Origin of the sequence: Streptomyces sp. NPDC050743, from assembly GCF_044456925.1 — a bacterium.
Lineage (GTDB): Bacteria > Actinomycetota > Actinomycetes > Streptomycetales > Streptomycetaceae > Streptomyces.
Genome location: NZ_JBITGJ010000013.1, coordinates 46,698 through 63,845, shown reverse-complemented (window position 1 = coordinate 63,845; position 17,148 = coordinate 46,698). Strand labels below are relative to the sequence as shown.

The 17,148-nt window shown below is 72.4% G+C and carries 11 protein-coding genes; 1 reads left to right on the top strand and 10 read right to left on the bottom strand.

Features of this window, described 5'->3' with window-relative positions; all coding sequences use genetic code 11:
- Positions 1-144: 144 nt before the first annotated feature.
- The 8 genes from tmk to bldG all read right to left on the bottom strand — a co-directional run bounded on the left by tmk (position 145) and on the right by bldG (position 13,647).
- Positions 145-3,330 carry a dTMP kinase gene (tmk, locus tag ACIBJF_RS16050; RefSeq protein WP_399174312.1) on the bottom strand — a complete coding sequence of 1,062 codons (3,186 nt, stop codon included), beginning with the start codon at positions 3,328-3,330 and terminating at the stop codon, positions 145-147.
- A 308-nt stretch (positions 3,331-3,638) separates the two neighbouring features.
- On the bottom strand, positions 3,639-6,470 hold the full coding sequence (gene topA, locus ACIBJF_RS16045; protein WP_399174311.1) for a type I DNA topoisomerase: 2,832 nt from the start codon (positions 6,468-6,470) through the stop codon (positions 3,639-3,641).
- 264 nt (positions 6,471-6,734) lie between these two features.
- Complete coding sequence (locus ACIBJF_RS16040) at positions 6,735-6,932, bottom strand: hypothetical protein (RefSeq protein ID WP_356300005.1); 198 nt, start codon at positions 6,930-6,932, stop codon at positions 6,735-6,737.
- A 428-nt stretch (positions 6,933-7,360) separates the two neighbouring features.
- A complete protein-coding gene (locus tag ACIBJF_RS16035) occupies positions 7,361-8,890 on the bottom strand; it encodes a methyltransferase (RefSeq protein WP_399174310.1) in 1,530 nt (509 codons plus the stop codon).
- A gap of 270 nt (positions 8,891-9,160) precedes the next feature.
- Positions 9,161-9,790 (bottom strand): small secreted protein, encoded by a 630-nt coding sequence (locus tag ACIBJF_RS16030; protein WP_399174309.1) that lies wholly within the window; start codon positions 9,788-9,790, stop codon positions 9,161-9,163.
- 209 nt (positions 9,791-9,999) lie between these two features.
- Complete coding sequence (locus ACIBJF_RS16025; protein WP_399174308.1) at positions 10,000-12,402, bottom strand: sodium-translocating pyrophosphatase; 2,403 nt, start codon at positions 12,400-12,402, stop codon at positions 10,000-10,002.
- Positions 12,403-12,671: 269 nt separating this feature from the next.
- A complete protein-coding gene (locus tag ACIBJF_RS16020; RefSeq protein ID WP_399174307.1) occupies positions 12,672-13,103 on the bottom strand; it encodes an ATP-binding protein in 432 nt (143 codons plus the stop codon).
- A gap of 202 nt (positions 13,104-13,305) precedes the next feature.
- Positions 13,306-13,647, bottom strand: a complete 342-nt coding sequence (bldG, locus tag ACIBJF_RS16015) for an anti-sigma factor antagonist BldG (RefSeq protein ID WP_010986038.1) — start codon at positions 13,645-13,647, stop codon at positions 13,306-13,308.
- Between the two features lie 78 nt (positions 13,648-13,725).
- Here bldG and ACIBJF_RS16010 point away from each other — a divergent pair, with 78 nt between their 5' ends.
- On the top strand, positions 13,726-16,263 hold the full coding sequence (locus ACIBJF_RS16010; protein WP_399174306.1) for a DEAD/DEAH box helicase: 2,538 nt from the start codon (positions 13,726-13,728) through the stop codon (positions 16,261-16,263).
- On the opposite strand, the gene ACIBJF_RS16005 is transcribed toward ACIBJF_RS16010, so the two are convergent.
- Together ACIBJF_RS16005 and ACIBJF_RS16000 are read right to left on the bottom strand one after the other, a co-directional pair.
- Positions 16,238-16,696, bottom strand: a complete 459-nt coding sequence (locus tag ACIBJF_RS16005) for an Rv3654c family TadE-like protein (RefSeq protein WP_399174394.1) — start codon at positions 16,694-16,696, stop codon at positions 16,238-16,240. The two genes, ACIBJF_RS16010 and ACIBJF_RS16005, sit on opposite strands and share 26 nt — an antisense overlap.
- A gap of 77 nt (positions 16,697-16,773) precedes the next feature.
- Positions 16,774-17,130, bottom strand: a complete 357-nt coding sequence (locus ACIBJF_RS16000; protein ID WP_399174305.1) for a TadE family type IV pilus minor pilin — start codon at positions 17,128-17,130, stop codon at positions 16,774-16,776.
- Between the last annotated feature and the right edge of the window lie 18 nt (positions 17,131-17,148).

Genomic DNA, 17,148 nt, shown 5'->3' with positions numbered 1-17,148 from the left:
CTGACAACGCGGTCCGGCCGACGGTCCGGTGATCCCGGCCGGACCTTTCGGCACGGGTGCGCAAAGGCGGGGGCGGCGCCGGTCGCTGCTTCGACCTGCGCCGCCCTGAGCCCGTACTTCCGGTGGCCGCGAGAGACCGGTCCCTCAGCCGCGCCGGCCGCGGCCCCTGCGGCCCTGCTCCTCGTCGTGGTCGCCGTACTCCCGCTCGTCGTACGAGCCCAGCAGCTCGTCCGCCAGCGACGGCAGGTCGTCCAGCGGGGTCTCCTCGGCCCAGTCGGAACGCGGCCGGCGGCGGGGGTTGCCGTCGGCGTCGAGCTGCGGCATCTCGCGCGTACGGTCCTCGGAACCGTCGGGGCCGGCGGCGGGCCGCTCGTCCCGGAAGAAGCCGGGCGGCACCCGGCCCGCCGGGTCGTCACCCGGTACGGGCGGCAGTACGGCCGTCTCGTCGGCCGCACCCGGAACCACCGGCGGCAGCACCGCGGTCTCGTCCGCCGCACCAGGAACCGGCGGCAGCACCGCCGTCTCGTCCGCCGCACCCGCGACCGGCGGCTGCGGCAGCTCGGTCGTCACATCGGCGTCGGTGCCGTGTGCGTCCGGCTTGACCACCGGGGTGGGAACCGTCGCCGCGTCCGGGGCCGGGCCCGGCGCGGCCTGCAGGGGTGTGCTGGACCGGCGGGCCGCCGTGTCGGCCGCCGCCGCTGCCTCGGCCGCCTGCCGGCGGGCCTCCTCGGCGCGCAGCAGCGCCTCCTCGGCCTTGCGCTGCTTCTCCAGGCGGCGCGCTTCCTCTTCCGCGCGCAGCCGGGCCTGCCGGGCCTCTTCCTCGGCGCGCAGCCGGGCCTCCTCCTCGGCCTGCCTGCGGTGCCGCTCCTCCTCGGCCCTGCGGCGGGCCTCCTCCTCGGCGCGGGCCTTCTCCTCGGCGAGCAGCCGCTGCCGCTCCTCCTCGGCGCGCCGGGCCGCTTCGGCCGCCCGCTGCCGGGCCTCCTCCGCCTGCCGTTCGGCCTCGCGGCGCTGCGCCTCCTCCAGCTCGCGGCGCTTGCGTTCCTCCTCCTCGGCGCGCAGCCGGGCCAGCTCCTCCTGGCGCTCGCGCTCCAGGCGCTCCTCCTCGGCCTTGCGCGCGGCCTCTTCCTCGGCCTTGCGGCGGGCCTCCTCCTCGGCCTTCTTCCGCGCCTCCTCCTGGGCCTTGATCTCGGCCTCGGACAGGGGCAGCACGGTGTCGAGCCGGTGCCGGATCACCGTGGTGACGGCCTCGGGTTCCTGACCGGCGTCCACGACCAGATAGCGGCCGGGGTCGGCTGCGGCCAGCGTGAGGAAACCGGAACGCACGCGCGCGTGGAACTCCGCCGGCTCCGACTCCAGCCGGTCCGGCGCCTCGGTGAACCGCTCGCGGGCGGCCTCCGGGGAGACGTCCAGCAGGACCGTCAGGTGCGGGACGAGCCCGTTGGTCGCCCAGCGGTTGATGCGGGCGATCTCGGTCGGGGACAGATCGCGGCCGGCGCCCTGGTAGGCGACGGACGAGTCGATGTAGCGGTCGGAGATGACCACGGCGCCGCGCTCCAGGGCGGGGCGTACGACGGTGTCGACGTGCTCGGCCCGGTCGGCGGCGTACAGCAGCGCCTCCGCGCGGTGGGACAGGCCCGCCGAGGACACGTCCAGCAGGATCGAGCGCAGCCGCTTGCCGACGGGTGTGGCCCCCGGCTCGCGGGTGAGCACGACCTCGTGGCCCTTGGCCCGGATCCACTCGGCGAGGGCCTCGGCCTGGGTGGACTTGCCGGCGCCGTCGCCGCCTTCGAGGACGACGAAGAACCCGCCGGCCGCGGGTGCCTCGACGGGGTCGTCGCCGCCGAGCAGGGCGTCCTTGAGGTCCTGGCGCAGCGGGATGCCGGAGCGGTCGTCGGCCTTGGCCAGCACCAGGACGGCCAGCGGCAGCAGAAGCGCGCCGACCAGCATCAGCGTGAAGGAGGCGCCGCCGTGCGCGAAGACGAACTTGCCGTTCTCCAGCCGGTGCCGGCCGATCAGCCCGGCGACCACGGGCGCGATCAGGGCGCCGAGCGCTATGAAGACCCGGACGACCGCGTGGAGGTGCTCGGTGACGCGCGTCCTGCGGTAGTCCTCGGTCTCCTGGTCGAGCAGGGCGTGCCCGGTGTTCGCGGCCACGCCCGCGGTGACGCCGGCCAGCGTGACGATCAGCAGGACCGTGGTGACGTCCGGGACCAGCCCGGCGGCCAGCAGGGCGATGCCGGTGAAGGCGATCGCGAGGGCGAGCAGCCGACGGCGCGAGAGCGAGGGCAGCAGCGCGGGGGCCGTACGGATGCCGACAGCGACACCGCCGGTCAGGCCCAGCACCAGCAGGCCGTACAGGACCGGGCCGCCGCCCAGGTCGGTGGCGTGCAGCACGCACACCGAGACGGCCGCCGCGATGGCTCCGGCGACCGCGGCGCAGGCCGGGACGAGCAGCGGGATCGCACCCGTACGGCCCTTGTCGACGCCGGTGCCGGTACGCGGGCGGCGCAGGCCCTCCAGCGGGGACCGCGCGCGCGGAGTGCGTGCGTCGGGCAGCTCCAGGAAGGTCAGCACGGACAGGGAGGCGGCGAACAGGCCGGCCGCCACATACGCGCCGAGGGCCGCTTGGTGCTGGTCGAACCAGGGCACGCCGGTGCCCAGCAGGTTGTTGAGCAGGGCCGCGACGACCAGCGCGGCGGCGGCCAGCGGGACGGCCAGGAAGCTGGTGCGCAGCGAGAGACGGCGCAGGGCGTCCATGTGGTCCGGCAGCGGCCGTACGGTGGCGCCCTCCGGGGGCGGGCCGGGCAGCAGGGCCGGGGCCGCGCTCTCCCGGCACACCGTCCACAGGCGCTCGGCCACGCCGGTGACGAAGGCCGCGACCAGCAGGAGGGCCAGCGCGTTGTCCGGCGTCCAGTCGATCCACAGGGGCGCGACGATCAGCAGCGCGGCGCGCACGCCGTCGGCGCCGACCATGGCCCAGCGGCGGTCGAGGGGGCCCTCCTGGGCGGTGAGCGAGTTCAGCGGGCCGAGGAGGACCGCGCCGAACAGCAGCGCGGCGAGGACGCGCGCGGCGAAGACCGTCGCCACTGCGAACGCCACACCCCGGTATCCACCGCCGAACGCGCCCTGGGCGATCGCCGCCTGGAGGGCGAGGACCACCAGGACCAGGAGGGCGAGGGTGTCGCCGACACCGCTGACCAGCTGCGCGCTCCACAGGCGCCGCAGCTCCGGTCGGCGCAGCAGGGAACGGACGGCGCGCTCGCGGGAGTCCGCGACCAGGGCGTCGTCCGGGGCTGTGGTGGGGGCCGTTGGCTGCTCGGCTCGCGTCATGCGTTCAGCCTATCCGGAGGCACCGACACCACACCTCGCCGCCGCTGGCATGGGCACGCCCCGACACCAAAGTGATGCCGGGCCGTTCGCTCCGCGAAGCCGGAAGGCGCCGGAGGCGAGTCTTCTCCCCCGCCCTGGGGCGGGCCGACCGTCCGTCCGGGCGACGGCGGGCGGCGCTCCGGGCGGGAAGCCATGGGCACCCGGAGTGCGAAGCCGTGGGCGCCCGGAGCGCGAAGCCGCCGATCCTCCGCCCCGGGAGCCGTGGGTGCCGGAGCGGAGAACCGCCGAGCCCTGTCCCGGAAGAGGTGTCAGTCCTCCGTGCCGGACGCCGGGGCCTTGGAAGCGGTCGCCTTCTTGGCCGTCGTCTTCTTCGCCGTGGTCTTCTTCGCGGCCGCGGTCGTCTTCTTCGCCGCCGTCTTCTTGGCGGCGGTCTTCTTCGCCGGGGCCGCCTTCTTGGCCGGGGCCTTCTTCGCGGTCTTCTTGGCGGGCCCCTTCGCGCGCTTCTCGGCGAGCAGCTCGAAGCCGCGCTCCGGGGTGATCGCCTCGACGCTGTCGCCGGAGCGCAGGGTCGCGTTGGTCTCGCCGTCGGTGACGTACGGGCCGAAGCGGCCGTCCTTGACCACGACCGGCTTGCCGGAGACCGGGTCCTCGCCCAGCTCCTTCAGCGGCGGCTTGGCGGCGGCCCGACCACGCTGCTTCGGCTGGGCGTAGATCGCCTGGGCCTCCTCCAGCGTGATGGTGAAGATCTGGTCCTCGGACTGCAGCGAGCGCGAGTCCGTGCCCTTCTTCAGATACGGGCCGTAGCGGCCGTTCTGCGCGGTGATCTCCTGGCCGTCGGCGTCCGTGCCGACGATCCGCGGCAGCGACATCAGCTTCAGGGCGTCGTCGAGCGTCACCGTGTCGAGCGACATCGACTTGAACAGCGAGGCCGTGCGCGGCTTGACCGCGTTCTTGCCGGTCTTCGGGGTGCCCTCGGGGAGGACCTCCGTGACGTACGGGCCGTAGCGGCCGGCCTTGGCGACGATCGCGTGGCCGGTGGCCGGGTCGGTGCCCAGCTCGAAGTCGCCGCTGGGCTTGGCCAGCAGCTCCTCGGCCAGCTCGACGTTCAGCTCGTCCGGCGCCAGGTCGTCCGGGATGTCGGCGCGCTGGTGCTGCTCGGTGTCCTTCTCGCCGCGCTCGATGTAGGGGCCGTAGCGGCCGACGCGGAGCACGATGTCGTTGCCCACCGGGAACGACGACACCTCGCGCGCGTCGATCGCGCCCAGGTCGGTCACCAGCTCCTTGAGGCCGCCGAGGTGGTCCCCGTCGCCGTTGCCGGCGTCGGCCGCGCCGCCCGTGGCCGTGCCCTCACCGAAGTAGAACCGCTTCAGCCACGGCACGGCCTGCGCCTCACCGGCCGCGATGCGGTCGAGGTCGTCCTCCATCTTGGCGGTGAAGTCGTAGTCGACGAGCCGCCCGAAGTGCTTCTCCAGGAGGTTGACGACGGCGAAGGACAGGAAGGACGGCACGAGTGCCGTGCCCTTCTTGAAGACGTAGCCGCGGTCGAGGATCGTGCCGATGATCGACGCGTACGTCGACGGGCGGCCGATCTCGCGCTCTTCCAGCTCCTTGACCAGCGAGGCCTCGGTGTAGCGGGCCGGGGGCTTGGTGGCGTGGCCGTCGACCGTGATCTCCTCGGCGGACAGCGCGTCGCCCTCGGCGACCTGCGGCAGCCGGCGCTCGCGGTCGTCCAGCTCGGCGTTCGGGTCGTCGGCACCCTCGACGTAGGCCTTCAGGAAGCCGTGGAAGGTGATCGTCTTGCCGGAGGCGCTGAACTCGACGTCCCGGCCGTCAGCGGCGGTGCCGCCGATCTTCACGGTCACGGAGTTGCCGGTCGCGTCCTTCATCTGGGAGGCGACGGTCCGCTTCCAGATCAGCTCGTAGAGCTTGAACTGGTCGCCGGTCAGGCCGGTCTCGGCGGGAGTGCGGAAACGGTCACCCGAGGGGCGGATCGCCTCGTGGGCCTCCTGCGCGTTCTTGACCTTGGCGGCGTAGGTGCGCGGCTGCGGGGGCAGGTAGTCGGCGCCGTACAGCTGCGTGACCTGGGCGCGGGCCGCGGCGATCGCGGTGTCGCTCAGCGTCGTGGAGTCCGTACGCATGTACGTGATGTAGCCGTTCTCGTACAGCTTCTGCGCGATCTGCATGGTCGCCTTCGCGCCGAAGCCGAGCTTGCGGCTGGCCTCCTGCTGCAGCGTCGTCGTACGGAACGGGGCGTACGGCGAGCGGCGGTACGGCTTGGACTCGACGGACCGCACGGAGAAGCGGGTGTTCTCCAGGGCGGCGGCGAGGGCGCGGGCGGTCGCCTCGTCGAGGTGGAGGGTGTTCTCGCCCTTGAGCCGTCCCACGGAGTCGAAGTCGCGGCCCTGCGCGATCCGCCTGCCGTCGACGGTCTGCAGGCGGGCGACCAGCGACGACGGGTCCGACGGATCCCCCGCGCGGCCGGTCGAGAAGGTGCCCGTCAGGTCCCAGTACTCGGCGGAGCGAAAGGCGATCCGCTCGCGTTCCCGCTCGACGACGAGACGCGTGGCGACGGACTGCACACGGCCGGCCGACAGGCGCGGCATGACCTTCTTCCACAGGACCGGCGAGACCTCGTAGCCGTAGAGGCGGTCGAGGATGCGGCGGGTCTCCTGGGCATCGACCAGCTTCTGGTTGAGCTGGCGCGGGTTGGCGACGGCCTCGCGGATCGCGTCCTTGGTGATCTCGTGGAAGACCATCCGCTTGACGGGGATCTTCGGCTTGAGGACCTCCTGGAGGTGCCAGGCGATCGCCTCGCCCTCCCGGTCCTCATCGGTGGCGAGGAACAGCTCGTCGGAGTCCTTCAGCAGGTCCTTGAGCTTCTTGACCTGTGCCTTCTTGTCGGCGTTGACCACATAGATCGGCTGGAAGTCATGGTCGACGTCCACACCGAGGCGGCGTACCTCGCCGGTGTACTTCTCCGGCACCTCCGCGGCGCCGTTGGGGAGGTCGCGGATGTGCCCGACGCTCGCTTCGACGACGTAGCCGGGGCCGAGGTAGCCCTTGATCGTCTTCGCCTTGGCAGGCGACTCGACGATGACGAGTCGGCGGCCGCCCTGTGCGGTCTCGCTGGTCGGGGACAACTTCGCTCTTCTCTCCGGTCGACGCTGGGGCCTCCCCAGGGCTTCTCCCGGGGTCGCGGCGTGCTGGGACGTGTGACGCTGCGGAGTGTGACGGTACATCCCGCCCCCGTGTCAAACGGGAAAAGCCCACAACGGCCACTCGAACGGTAACCCGACTACCGCCATTCCTGCCGCCCGGACTACCGGGTACCCACCCGAGGCATGTCCGGAGCGTGACGCTCCCCTTACTTTCGCGGCCCTCTCGACGCCGCGCGCCCGCCGACGTCAGAGGCGGCTCAGGCAGTACCCGCCGAGGGCCAGCGCGACCGTCCCGGCCACGCTCGCGAGGGCCACCGATGCGACCTGGTTCACACCGTGGGCCACCGGCTCGCGGCGCCTGAGACGGGTACCGGTCCAGGTCAGCAGGGCGCCTCCGAACAGGGCGAACACCATTCCCGCGAAGATCGCCGGCCCGCTCTCCATCCCCCGCCCACCTCTTCCGTGCCGTCCGGCTCTGCCCGCGCCGGGAGACTGGCAGGCACGGGAGACGAGCAGGGGACGGACGGACGACGTCGAGGTGAACGACAGGTCGGCGTGAATCGCACACGTGACCGACCAGCGACCCGGACGGATGTCACATCCATATTTTTCCGGCCGTTTTCGCGACACCGGCGCGCCAGGGCAGCGGGACGGGCATGTCCACGGCTGCGGCATGGGCGCGTCACGACACCGCCGACGGCCCGCCACCCGGCCCGTGCCACCGGCATACGACGATGATCCGGGCGCGGCCACGAGGCCATCGGGGTACCGCTACGGCCGCACCGGTACCCGGCGTACCTCAGGCGGCCCACGCCGCCGAGCCCACCGCAGGCCGGACCGGCCGCAGCATTCTGTCGCCGCGCCCGGCTCGGTCAGTGCGCCGGCTCGAGGAAGCCCTGCTCCACCAGCAGGCGGATCTGGGCCGGCGTGCGGTCGCGGAGCACCACCGGGTCCTCGTCCATGAGCTGGGCGATGGCGTCGAGGATGCGACCCGCGCTGAGGGTGCCGTCGCAGACGCCCGCGAACCCGGCGCCGACCGTGTCCACCTTGGTGGCCCGGCGCATCCCGCGGTGCTGGCGCAGCACCACATGCTCCGGGTCCTCGGCGCCGGGCAGCCCGACCTGCTCCTGGACCACCTCGGCAGCGAGCTTGAAGTGGCTGTCGAGGAGCGCCGCGTCGTCGTTCTGCCGGAGATAGTCGAGACGCTCGAAGTGGGCGCGGATGGTGGCCCCGAGGGGCTGCTCGACCGGGTGCGGCCACTCCTCCACCGTGATGACGGGCTCGGCGGAACCCGTCCGGCGCAGGGTGATCCAGCCGAAGCCGACCGCCTTGACCTTGCGCGCCTCGAACTCGTCGAGCCAGGCGTCGTACCGCGCCTGGTAGTCCGCCGGGTCCCCGCGGTGGTCACCGGCGTCCCTCAGCCACAGCTCGGCGTACTGCGTGACGTCCTGTACCTCGCGCTGCACGATCCAGGCATCGCACCCGCGCGGCACCCACGACCTGAGTCTGTCCTGCCAGTCCTCCCCCGCTACGTGCTGCCAGTTGGCGAGGAACTGCGCGAACCCGCCCTCGTTCAGCCGTTCCCCCGCCTGCTGAACGAGCGAGCGGCACAGATCGTCCCCGCCCATGCCACCGTCCCGGTACGTCAGCCGGGCACCGGGCGAGATGACGAAAGGCGGGTTGGAGACGATCAGGTCGAAGGTCTCGTCGTCCCGGACCGGCTCGAACAGCGAACCCTCGCGCAGGTCGGCGGCGGGCGCGCCGGAGAGCGCGAGCGTGAGCGCGGTGATGTGCAGGGCGCGCGGGTTGAGGTCGGTCGCCGTCACGCGCGTGGCGTGCCGCGTGGCGTGCAGCGCCTGGATGCCGGAACCGGTACCGAGGTCCAGGGCGGAGGCCACGGGGGTACGCACGGTGATGCCGGCGAGTGTCGTGGACGCGCCGCCGACGCCCAGGACGACGCCCTCGTCGCGCTGTCCGATGCCGCCGGCCCCGCCGACCGCGCAGCCCAGGTCGGAGACGATGAACCAGTCCTCGCCATCGGGGCCGCCGTAAGGGCGCACGTCCACGGTGGCGGCCACCTCGTCGCCGCCCACGCGTGTGAGCCACCCGGCCTCCAGTGCCTCCTCGACCGGCAGAACGGCCGCCACGCGCGCGTACGGCACCGGTTGCTGGAGCAGGAACAGCCGTACGAGCGTCTCCAGAGGCGTGTCGCCACGGGTCGCCCTCAGGGCGGGCACGGTCTCGCTGCGGGCCAGCGCCGCGTACGCGGGGGCGCCGAGCAGGTCCAGCAGCCCGTCGGCGGTGAAGGAGGCGGCCAGCAGCGCGTCACGCAGGCGTGCGGCGATGTCGGGCCGGTCGGAAGCGGGCAGGGAAGCGAGTCCGGAGTCAGTCACACCCCCCATTGTGGCCCGCGGCCCCTCCCGCACGCGGCCTCAGCACGCCTCACCGACACGGTTCGGGCACGCCTCAGAACCCCGCCCGGCCACGGCCCACCGGGCGGTACCGACCGACAGCGGGGAGGGCCGACAGCCGGGGAGGGCGGACTGCCGGGAAGGGCGCCGCCGCCGACGCACGCGGCGCGCGCGGAGCGGCGACACGCCCCCAGGCGGTCCGAGCGGGGCCGCCGAGCCTGCCCACCGACCCGCGAGCAGCCCGCCGGCGCAAGGGGCTGGTCAGCCCGCCGTCGGCGAGGACGAGGACGAGGAAGCCGTGGCCGCGACCTTCTTGCAGCTGGCCTGCTGGGCGATGGCGTTCTTGACGTCGCCCTGCTGGAGCTTCTCCAGCGCGTCGGTGCCGCTCTTGTGCTGCTTCTCCAGGTCCGTCATCTGCACCGCGACATCGTGCAGCCCCGAGGCGAACTTGGCCTGGTCCTTGGTGTCCAGCGCGTCGACCTGCTTCTTCAGGCCGGCGTAGGAGGCGGAGAGACCGTTGAAGCTCTTCACGACGTCCTGAAGCCGCTTGGCGCCGTCCTGGACACCGGGAGGCGCGCCCGCGTCGCTGACGGCGGTGGCTATCGCCTTGTAGCCGTCGGCCATGTCCTGGAAGGCCTGCGAGTCCGTCTTCTGGAGGGTCTCGGGCTTGGCGGTGTCGGCCGCCGTCGTGCTGATCGCCGCGTTCGCCGCCTTGATCTTCGCGTCCTGCGCGGGCACCGCGTCGCACACCGACTTGGCCCAGGCGACCAGCTTGGGGTCGGGTCCTTTGTCACCGCCGCTGCTGGTGCAACCCGACAGCGCCACCACCAGTACCGCACCGCCGGACAGTGCGGCCGCGAGCTTCTTGTTCACCGGATTGGTCCCTTCCATGGCTCTCGGCCCACGGACCCTACACGGCGGACGCACACCCTCCGCTCCCCGAACGCCCCCTAAGGTGCCCTTTGTGGTGCTTTGCACCACGAGAGAGAAGGCTCACCACGTGGGCGAGCCCACAGCCGCGCCCCCACACGGAAACGGGCGGGCGGCACGTCAGCACGCGCCGTCCGCCCGCCCGTTGAGCAGGGCCTTCCCCGGAAGATCTAGGAAACCACCGCCGTGTTCGGTGAGTTGGAGACCCGCTCGGCGCTCTCGTCGTCACCGACGGCGATACCGCGCCGCTTGGAGACGTACACGGCGACGACGATCACCAAGAGCGCGAGGACCGCGATCGCGATCCGTACCCCGAGGCTCTTGTCGCTGCCGTAGGAGAACTTGATCACCGCGGGCGCGATGAGCAGCGAGACCAGGTTCATGACCTTCAGCAGCGGGTTGATCGCCGGTCCCGCGGTGTCCTTGAAGGGGTCGCCGACGGTGTCACCGATCACCGTGGCCGCATGGGCCTCGCTGCCCTTGCCGCCGTGATGGCCGTCCTCCACCAGCTTCTTGGCGTTGTCCCAGGCGCCGCCGGAGTTGGCGAGGAACACCGCCATCAGCGTTCCCGCGCCGATCGCGCCGGCGAGGTAGGAGCCGAGCGAGCCGACGCCGAGCGTGAACCCGATGAAGATCGGCGCCATGACGGCGAGCAGACCCGGCGTGGCCAGCTCCCGCAGGGCGTCCTTGGTGCAGATGTCGACGACCTTGCCGTACTCGGGTTTCTCGGTGAAGTCCATGATCCCGGGCTTCTCACGGAACTGCCGCCGCACCTCGAAGACCACCGAACCGGCCGACCGCGACACGGCGTTGATGGCCAGTCCGGAGAAGAGGAAGACGACCGCGGCGCCCGCGATGAGGCCGACGAGGTTGTTGGGCTGGGAGATGTCCAGGGACAGACTCAGCGGCGCGCCCGGCCCGGTGAGTTTCACCCCGACGTCCTGCACGTTGGTGGTGATCGCGTCGCGGTACGACCCGAACAGCGCCGACGCGGCGAGGACGGCGGTGGCGATGGCGATGCCCTTGGTGATGGCCTTGGTGGTGTTGCCGACCGCGTCCAGGTTGGTCAGCACCTGTGCGCCCGCGCCCTCGACGTCGCCGGACATCTCGGCGATGCCCTGCGCGTTGTCGGAGACCGGACCGAAGGTGTCCATCGCGACGATCACACCGACCGTGGTGAGCAGGCCGGTGCCGGCCAGCGCGACCGCGAACAGCGCGAGCATGATCGACGTACCGCCGAGCAGGAACGCGCCGTACACACCGAGCCCGATGAGCAGCGCGGTGTAGACGGCGGACTCCAGACCGAGCGAGATGCCGGACAGGACGACGGTGGCCGGTCCGGTGAGGGAGGTCTTGCCGATGTCCCGGACCGGGCGGCGGTTGGTCTCGGTGAAGTAGCCGGTCAGCTGCTGGATGACGGCGGCGAGCAGGATGCCGATCGCCACCGCGACCAGGGCCAGGATCCGCGGGTCGCCGTCCTTGCCCCTGATCGCCGCGTCCGTCACGCCGTGGAGCGCGGAGTACTTCGAGGGCAGGTAGACGAAGACCGCGACCGCGACCAGCGCGAGCGAGATCACCGCGGAGATGAAGAACCCGCGGTTGATCGCGCTCATGCCGCTGCGGTCGGCACGCCGCGGGGCGACCGCGAAGATGCCGATCATCGCCGTGAGGACGCCGATCGCGGGCACCAGCAGCGGGAAGGCCAGTCCGGAGTTGCCGAAGGCGGCCTTGCCGAGGATCAGTGCGGCCACCAGGGTCACGGCGTACGACTCGAAGAGGTCGGCCGCCATGCCCGCGCAGTCGCCGACGTTGTCGCCCACGTTGTCGGCGATGGTCGCGGCATTGCGCGGGTCGTCCTCCGGAATGCCCTGTTCGACCTTGCCGACCAGGTCGGCGCCGACGTCGGCGGCCTTGGTGAAGATGCCGCCACCCACACGCATGAACATGGCGATCAGGGCGGCGCCGAGGCCGAAGCCCTCCAGCACCTTCGGAGCGTCGGCCGCGTACACCAGCACCACGCAGGAGGCGCCCAGCAGGCCGAGCCCCACCGTGAACATGCCGACGACGCCGCCCGTGCGAAATGCGATCTTCATCGCGGTGTGCGAGACGGTGGTGAGATCCTTTTGCGGTTCGCCCGGTGCCGGGGTGGCTTCCCGGGCCGCCGCGGCGACCCTGACATTGCTGCGCACGGCGAGCCACATGCCGATATAGCCGGTGGCCGCCGAGAACGCCGCTCCGATCAGGAAGAACACCGATCGTCCGGCACGCTGATTCCAGTCGTCCGCGGGCAGCAGCAGGAGCAGGAAGAAGACGACGACGGCGAATACGCCGAGCGTGCGCAGCTGCCGGGCGAGATACGCCTTCGCGCCTTCCTGGACCGCCTCGGCGATCCGCTTCATGCTGTCGGTGCCCTCGCCGGCGGCCAGCACCTGGCGCACCAGGATCCCCGCGACCACCAGCGCGGCCAGAGCGACCGCCGCGATGACGGCCACGATGATCCGGTTGTCGTTGGTCAGGACCGCGGCCGCGAGGGATGTGGGGTGACCAGATTGAGGGGTAGAAAGCCCCGCCATTCGTCCTCCTTGACGCTTGGGCTGAGCTCAAGATGTGGGGATTCTAAGTACCTCAGTGTGATCTAAACAGAGCGCGGTAAGCGGAATCCGCCTCCGCCGACTCATCAGTAAATGATCGAGATCCCGCCCGACAACCCGAATGGAGTAATGCCCCCAGGGCATTGTTAATGATCGTGAATTCCTTCACGAATTCGCGGGGCGCCGTCTGACGTCGGAAAAACACCGAGGGCCCTGCTCGGCAGGGCCCTCGTGAAGTGGTACGACGGCGCTCAGAGCAGCGCCGTAGCCGGGGGTGTGGTCGGCCAGGTCATGCGGATCAGGCCGCCGTCGTGTCCGGTGGAGACCTGGACGTCGTCGACAAGGCCGCTGATGACCGCGAGGCCCATCTCGTCCTCCTCGATCTCCGCCTCGCCGTCCTGTCCGGCGCCGGGCGTGTCGCCCGGGACGGCGTGCGGCGCCTCGTCGCCGACTTCGATGGAGAACTGTTTCTCCTCTTCGATCAGCGCCACCTTCACAGGCGCGCTGATGCCGCTGCTCTGGTGCAGTCCGACGGCCCGGGAGCAGGCCTCGCCGACGGCGAGCCGGAGTTCGTCCAGGACGGCCTCGTCCACTCCGGCCCTGCGTGCCACCGCTGCCGCCACCAGCCGGGCGGTCCGGACGTGCTCGGGCAGCGCGCTGAAGCGGAGTTCGACGGTGGCCATGCATCCCCCTCGCGACTACGGGCGTGCGGTCGGGGGCGGGGCCGCCGAGAGCCCGCACCCCCTGATGTGCTTCTGTGCCCCGGGCCGCTCAAGGACCCGGGACGGAACCGGTCGACGCACCGGCCGCGCACGCGGCGGGCCGGACGGAACCGGCCGGCGTCCGGACTCCGACGGGAGCCCGGCGCCGGTGACCGCTCCAGGGTCAGTCGGTGGCCGCCACCGCTTCCTCGACCGAGGTGTGGATCGGGAACACCTTGGTGAGGCCGGTGATACGGAAGATCTTGAGAATGCGCTCCTGGTTGCAGACCAGGCGCAGCGAGCCCTCATGGGCACGCACTCGCTTCAGGCCACCGACCAGCACGCCGAGCCCGGTGGAGTCGAGGAAGTCCACGCCCTCCATGTCGACGACGAGGTGGAAATTGCCGTCGTTCACCAGCTCGACCAGCTGCTCGCGCAGCTTGGGCGCGGTGTATACATCGATTTCGCCACCGACCTCGACGACCGTACGATCGCCGACGGTACGGGTCGACAGGGACAGGTCCACGGATCCTCCAGCACCTTGCTATCGAGCGGACGCCCCTCGGGACACCTCGGCGGCCCCCGGGACGCATCGCCAGCCGCGATGGCATTCAATCACTTACCGGCAGGCGTGCACGACGCCTTGGCTCCATTGTCCGTCACGCCAGTGACACACTCGGTGCCGATGGCCAAGAATCACCGATCCGATCGATCCCCGGCGGACCCGGCGTCCCGCCCGTCTCCGGGCGCGGTCCTCGACCGGCTCGCCTCCGGGCCGAGCCGGTCTGCGCGCATCACTCATACGGAGCACTTGCCCCCGCGGGCGGGCCGCCATGCCGTCTGGCCTGACCGAATCCGGTCCGAGGTGATCGCGGCCGTCCAGGCGTGCGGCATCGAGCACCCCTGGGCGCACCAGGTGCTGGCCGCCGAGCACGCCCTGGACGGCGACTCGGTGGTCGTCGCCACCGGCACCGCCTCCGGCAAGTCCCTCGCGTACCTCGTGCCCGTCCTGTCCACCCTTATGGACGGCGCCGAGGCTCCGAACGGCCGAGGGGCCACCGCGCTGTACCTGGCCCCCACCAAGGCGCTTGCGGCGGACCAGTGCCGGTCGGTGAAGGAACTTTCACAGCCGCTCGGCACCTCGGTGCGCCCGGCCGTGTACGACGGCGACACCCCGTTCGAGGAACGGGAGTGGATCCGCCAGTACGCCAACTACGTCCTCACCAACCCCGACATGCTGCACCGCGGGATACTCCCCTCCCACCCGCGCTGGTCCTCCTTCCTGAAGTCGCTCAAGTACGTCGTCATCGACGAGTGCCACACCTACCGGGGCGTCTTCGGCTCGCACGTCGCCCAGGTACTGCGCCGGCTGCGCCGCCTGTGCGCCCGCTACGGCGCCTCGCCCGTCTTCCTGCTGGCCTCGGCGACCGCCGCCGAGCCCGCCGTCGCCGCCCAACGGCTGACCGGCCTGCCGGTGACCGAGGTCGCCGACGACGCCTCCCCACGCGGGGAACTCGTCTTCGCCCTGTGGGAGCCCCCGCTCACCGAGCTGCACGGCGAGAAGGGTGCGCCCGTACGGCGTACCGCCACCGCCGAGACCGCCGATCTGCTGACCGACCTCACCGTGCAGGGCGTGCGCTCGGTGGCCTTCGTACGGTCCCGGCGCGGCGCCGAGCTGATCTCGGTGATCGCCCAGGAGAAGCTGGCCGAGGTCGACCGCTCCCTGGTCCGGCGTGTCGCGGCCTACCGCGGCGGCTACCTCCCCGAGGAGCGCCGCGCCCTGGAACGCGCCCTGCACTCGGGCGAACTCCTGGGCCTCGCCGCCACGACGGCCCTGGAGCTGGGCGTGGACGTCTCCGGCCTGGACGCGGTGGTCATCGCCGGCTACCCGGGCACACGCGCCTCCCTGTGGCAGCAGGCGGGCCGCGCGGGCCGCTCCGGACAGGGCGCGCTCGCCGTGCTGGTGGCCCGCGACGACCCGCTGGACACCTTCCTGGTCCACCACCCCGAGGCCCTGTTCGACCAGCCGGTGGAGTCCACCGTCCTCGACCCCGACAACCCCTACGTCCTCGCCCCGCACCTGTGCGCCGCCGCCGCGGAACTCCCGCTGACCGAGGAGGACCTGGACCTCTTCGGCCCCGCCTGCGCGGACGTGCTGCCGCAGCTGGAGGCCGCGAAGCTGCTCCGCCGGCGGACGAAGGCCTGGCACTGGACACGCCGGGAGCGGGCCGCCGACCTGACCGACATCCGCGGCGCGGGCGGGCGCCCGGTGCAGATCGTCGAGTCCGGCACGGGCCGCCTGCTCGGCACGGTCGACGCGGGTGCCGCGCACTCCACGGTCCACGAGGGGGCGGTCCACCTCCATCAGGGCCGCACCTACCTGGTACGCCAGCTGGACCTGGAGGACTCGGTCGCCCTGGTCGAGCAGGCCGACCCGCCGTACTCCACGGTCGCCCGCGACACCACCTCCATCTCCATCCTGGAAACCGACACCGAGATCCCCTGGGGCGCCGGCCGCCTGTGCTACGGCTCGGTCGAGGTCACCAACCAGGTGGTCTCCTATCTCCGCAGACGCCTCATCACCGGCGAAGTGCTCGGCGAGACCAAGCTCGACCTCCCTCCTCGTACGCTGCGCACCCGCGCGGTGTGGTGGACGGTCACCGACGACCAGCTCGACGAGGCCCGGATCACCCCGGAGATCCTCGGCGGCTCCCTGCACGCGGCCGAGCACGCCTCCATCGGCCTGCTCCCCCTCTTCGCGACCTGCGACCGCTGGGACATCGGCGGCGTCTCGATCCCGCTGCACCCGGACACCCTGCTGCCGACGGTCTTCGTGTACGACGGCCACCCCGGCGGCGCGGGCTTCGCCGAGCGTGCCTTCCACACCGCCCGCACCTGGCTCGCCGCCACCCGCGAGGCCATCGCCTCCTGCGAGTGCGAGGCCGGCTGCCCGTCCTGCATCCAGTCCCCCAAGTGCGGCAACGGCAACGACCCGCTGCACAAGAGGGGGGCGGTACGGCTCCTCACGGTGCTGTTGCGGGGGGCGCCGGAGGAGAAGCAGGGGGATCGGGGGGCGGAGGAGCCGACCGCGGGGGAACGGCGGGCGGAGGAGCCGGCTACGGGGCGGGCGCCGCGGGCTTGATCGTGCTCTGCATGGGGGCTTGCGGTACGGGAGCGGCTTCCGGCACCGGTCCTTGGGGCCCGGGGGCCTCGGGCGCGGATCCCGCCGGCCCCGGTCCCGCAGGCCCCGCTCTGGCCCTGGCCTCCGCCGCGAACGGCCCTCTCCCCGAGGCCGCCGTCACGTCCGAGGTCTCGCCGACGATCGCGCACCGCACCAGCCGTACCCCCTGGGCGGCCGCCACCCGCCCGGCCCGCGCGCAGGCCGCCGCGCCGCCCTCCTCCCAGTGGGCCGCCGCCGTGAGCGCCGCCAGATCCGCGCCGCCGGCCGCCCGATGCCGGACGACGACGGCCTGACCCAGCGCGAGGACGACGCCGAACACCGCGCACAGCACGGCCATCGCCCCCAGACTCCACACGGTGGCGGACCCCCGGTCGGACTCCCGCCAGCTCCGCACGGTGGACCCCCGCACGGTGGACCCCCGCACGGTGGACCCCCGCCCGACGTGCCGCCGATCCCTCGCCACAGCTCGCCTCACGGCTCCGCCTCCCCGATCACCGCGGCCTGCCCGGCCGGCGTGGTCTCCTCGGCCGGCGCGACGGCCTGCTCCCGCACCTCGAACGGCAACCCGCCGAGCACCGGCGGTCTGGCCACCACCGTCACCCGTACCTGGTCGCCCTCGCGCCCGACGGTCACCCGGGCGCCGCGCGGCGCGGCCTCCCGGGTCACCGTCACCACGGCGTCGGCCGGGTCCTGACGGGCGGCGGCCCGGGCGCCGATGCGGGCGGCGTCCACGCACTGGATCTGTGCGGCCACCACGAGCAGCCCCCAGACCAGCGCCATCGTGAACGCCACCAGCACGCACAGCACCACGGCCGCCTCCGCGGTCACGAACCCCCGGTCCGTCCC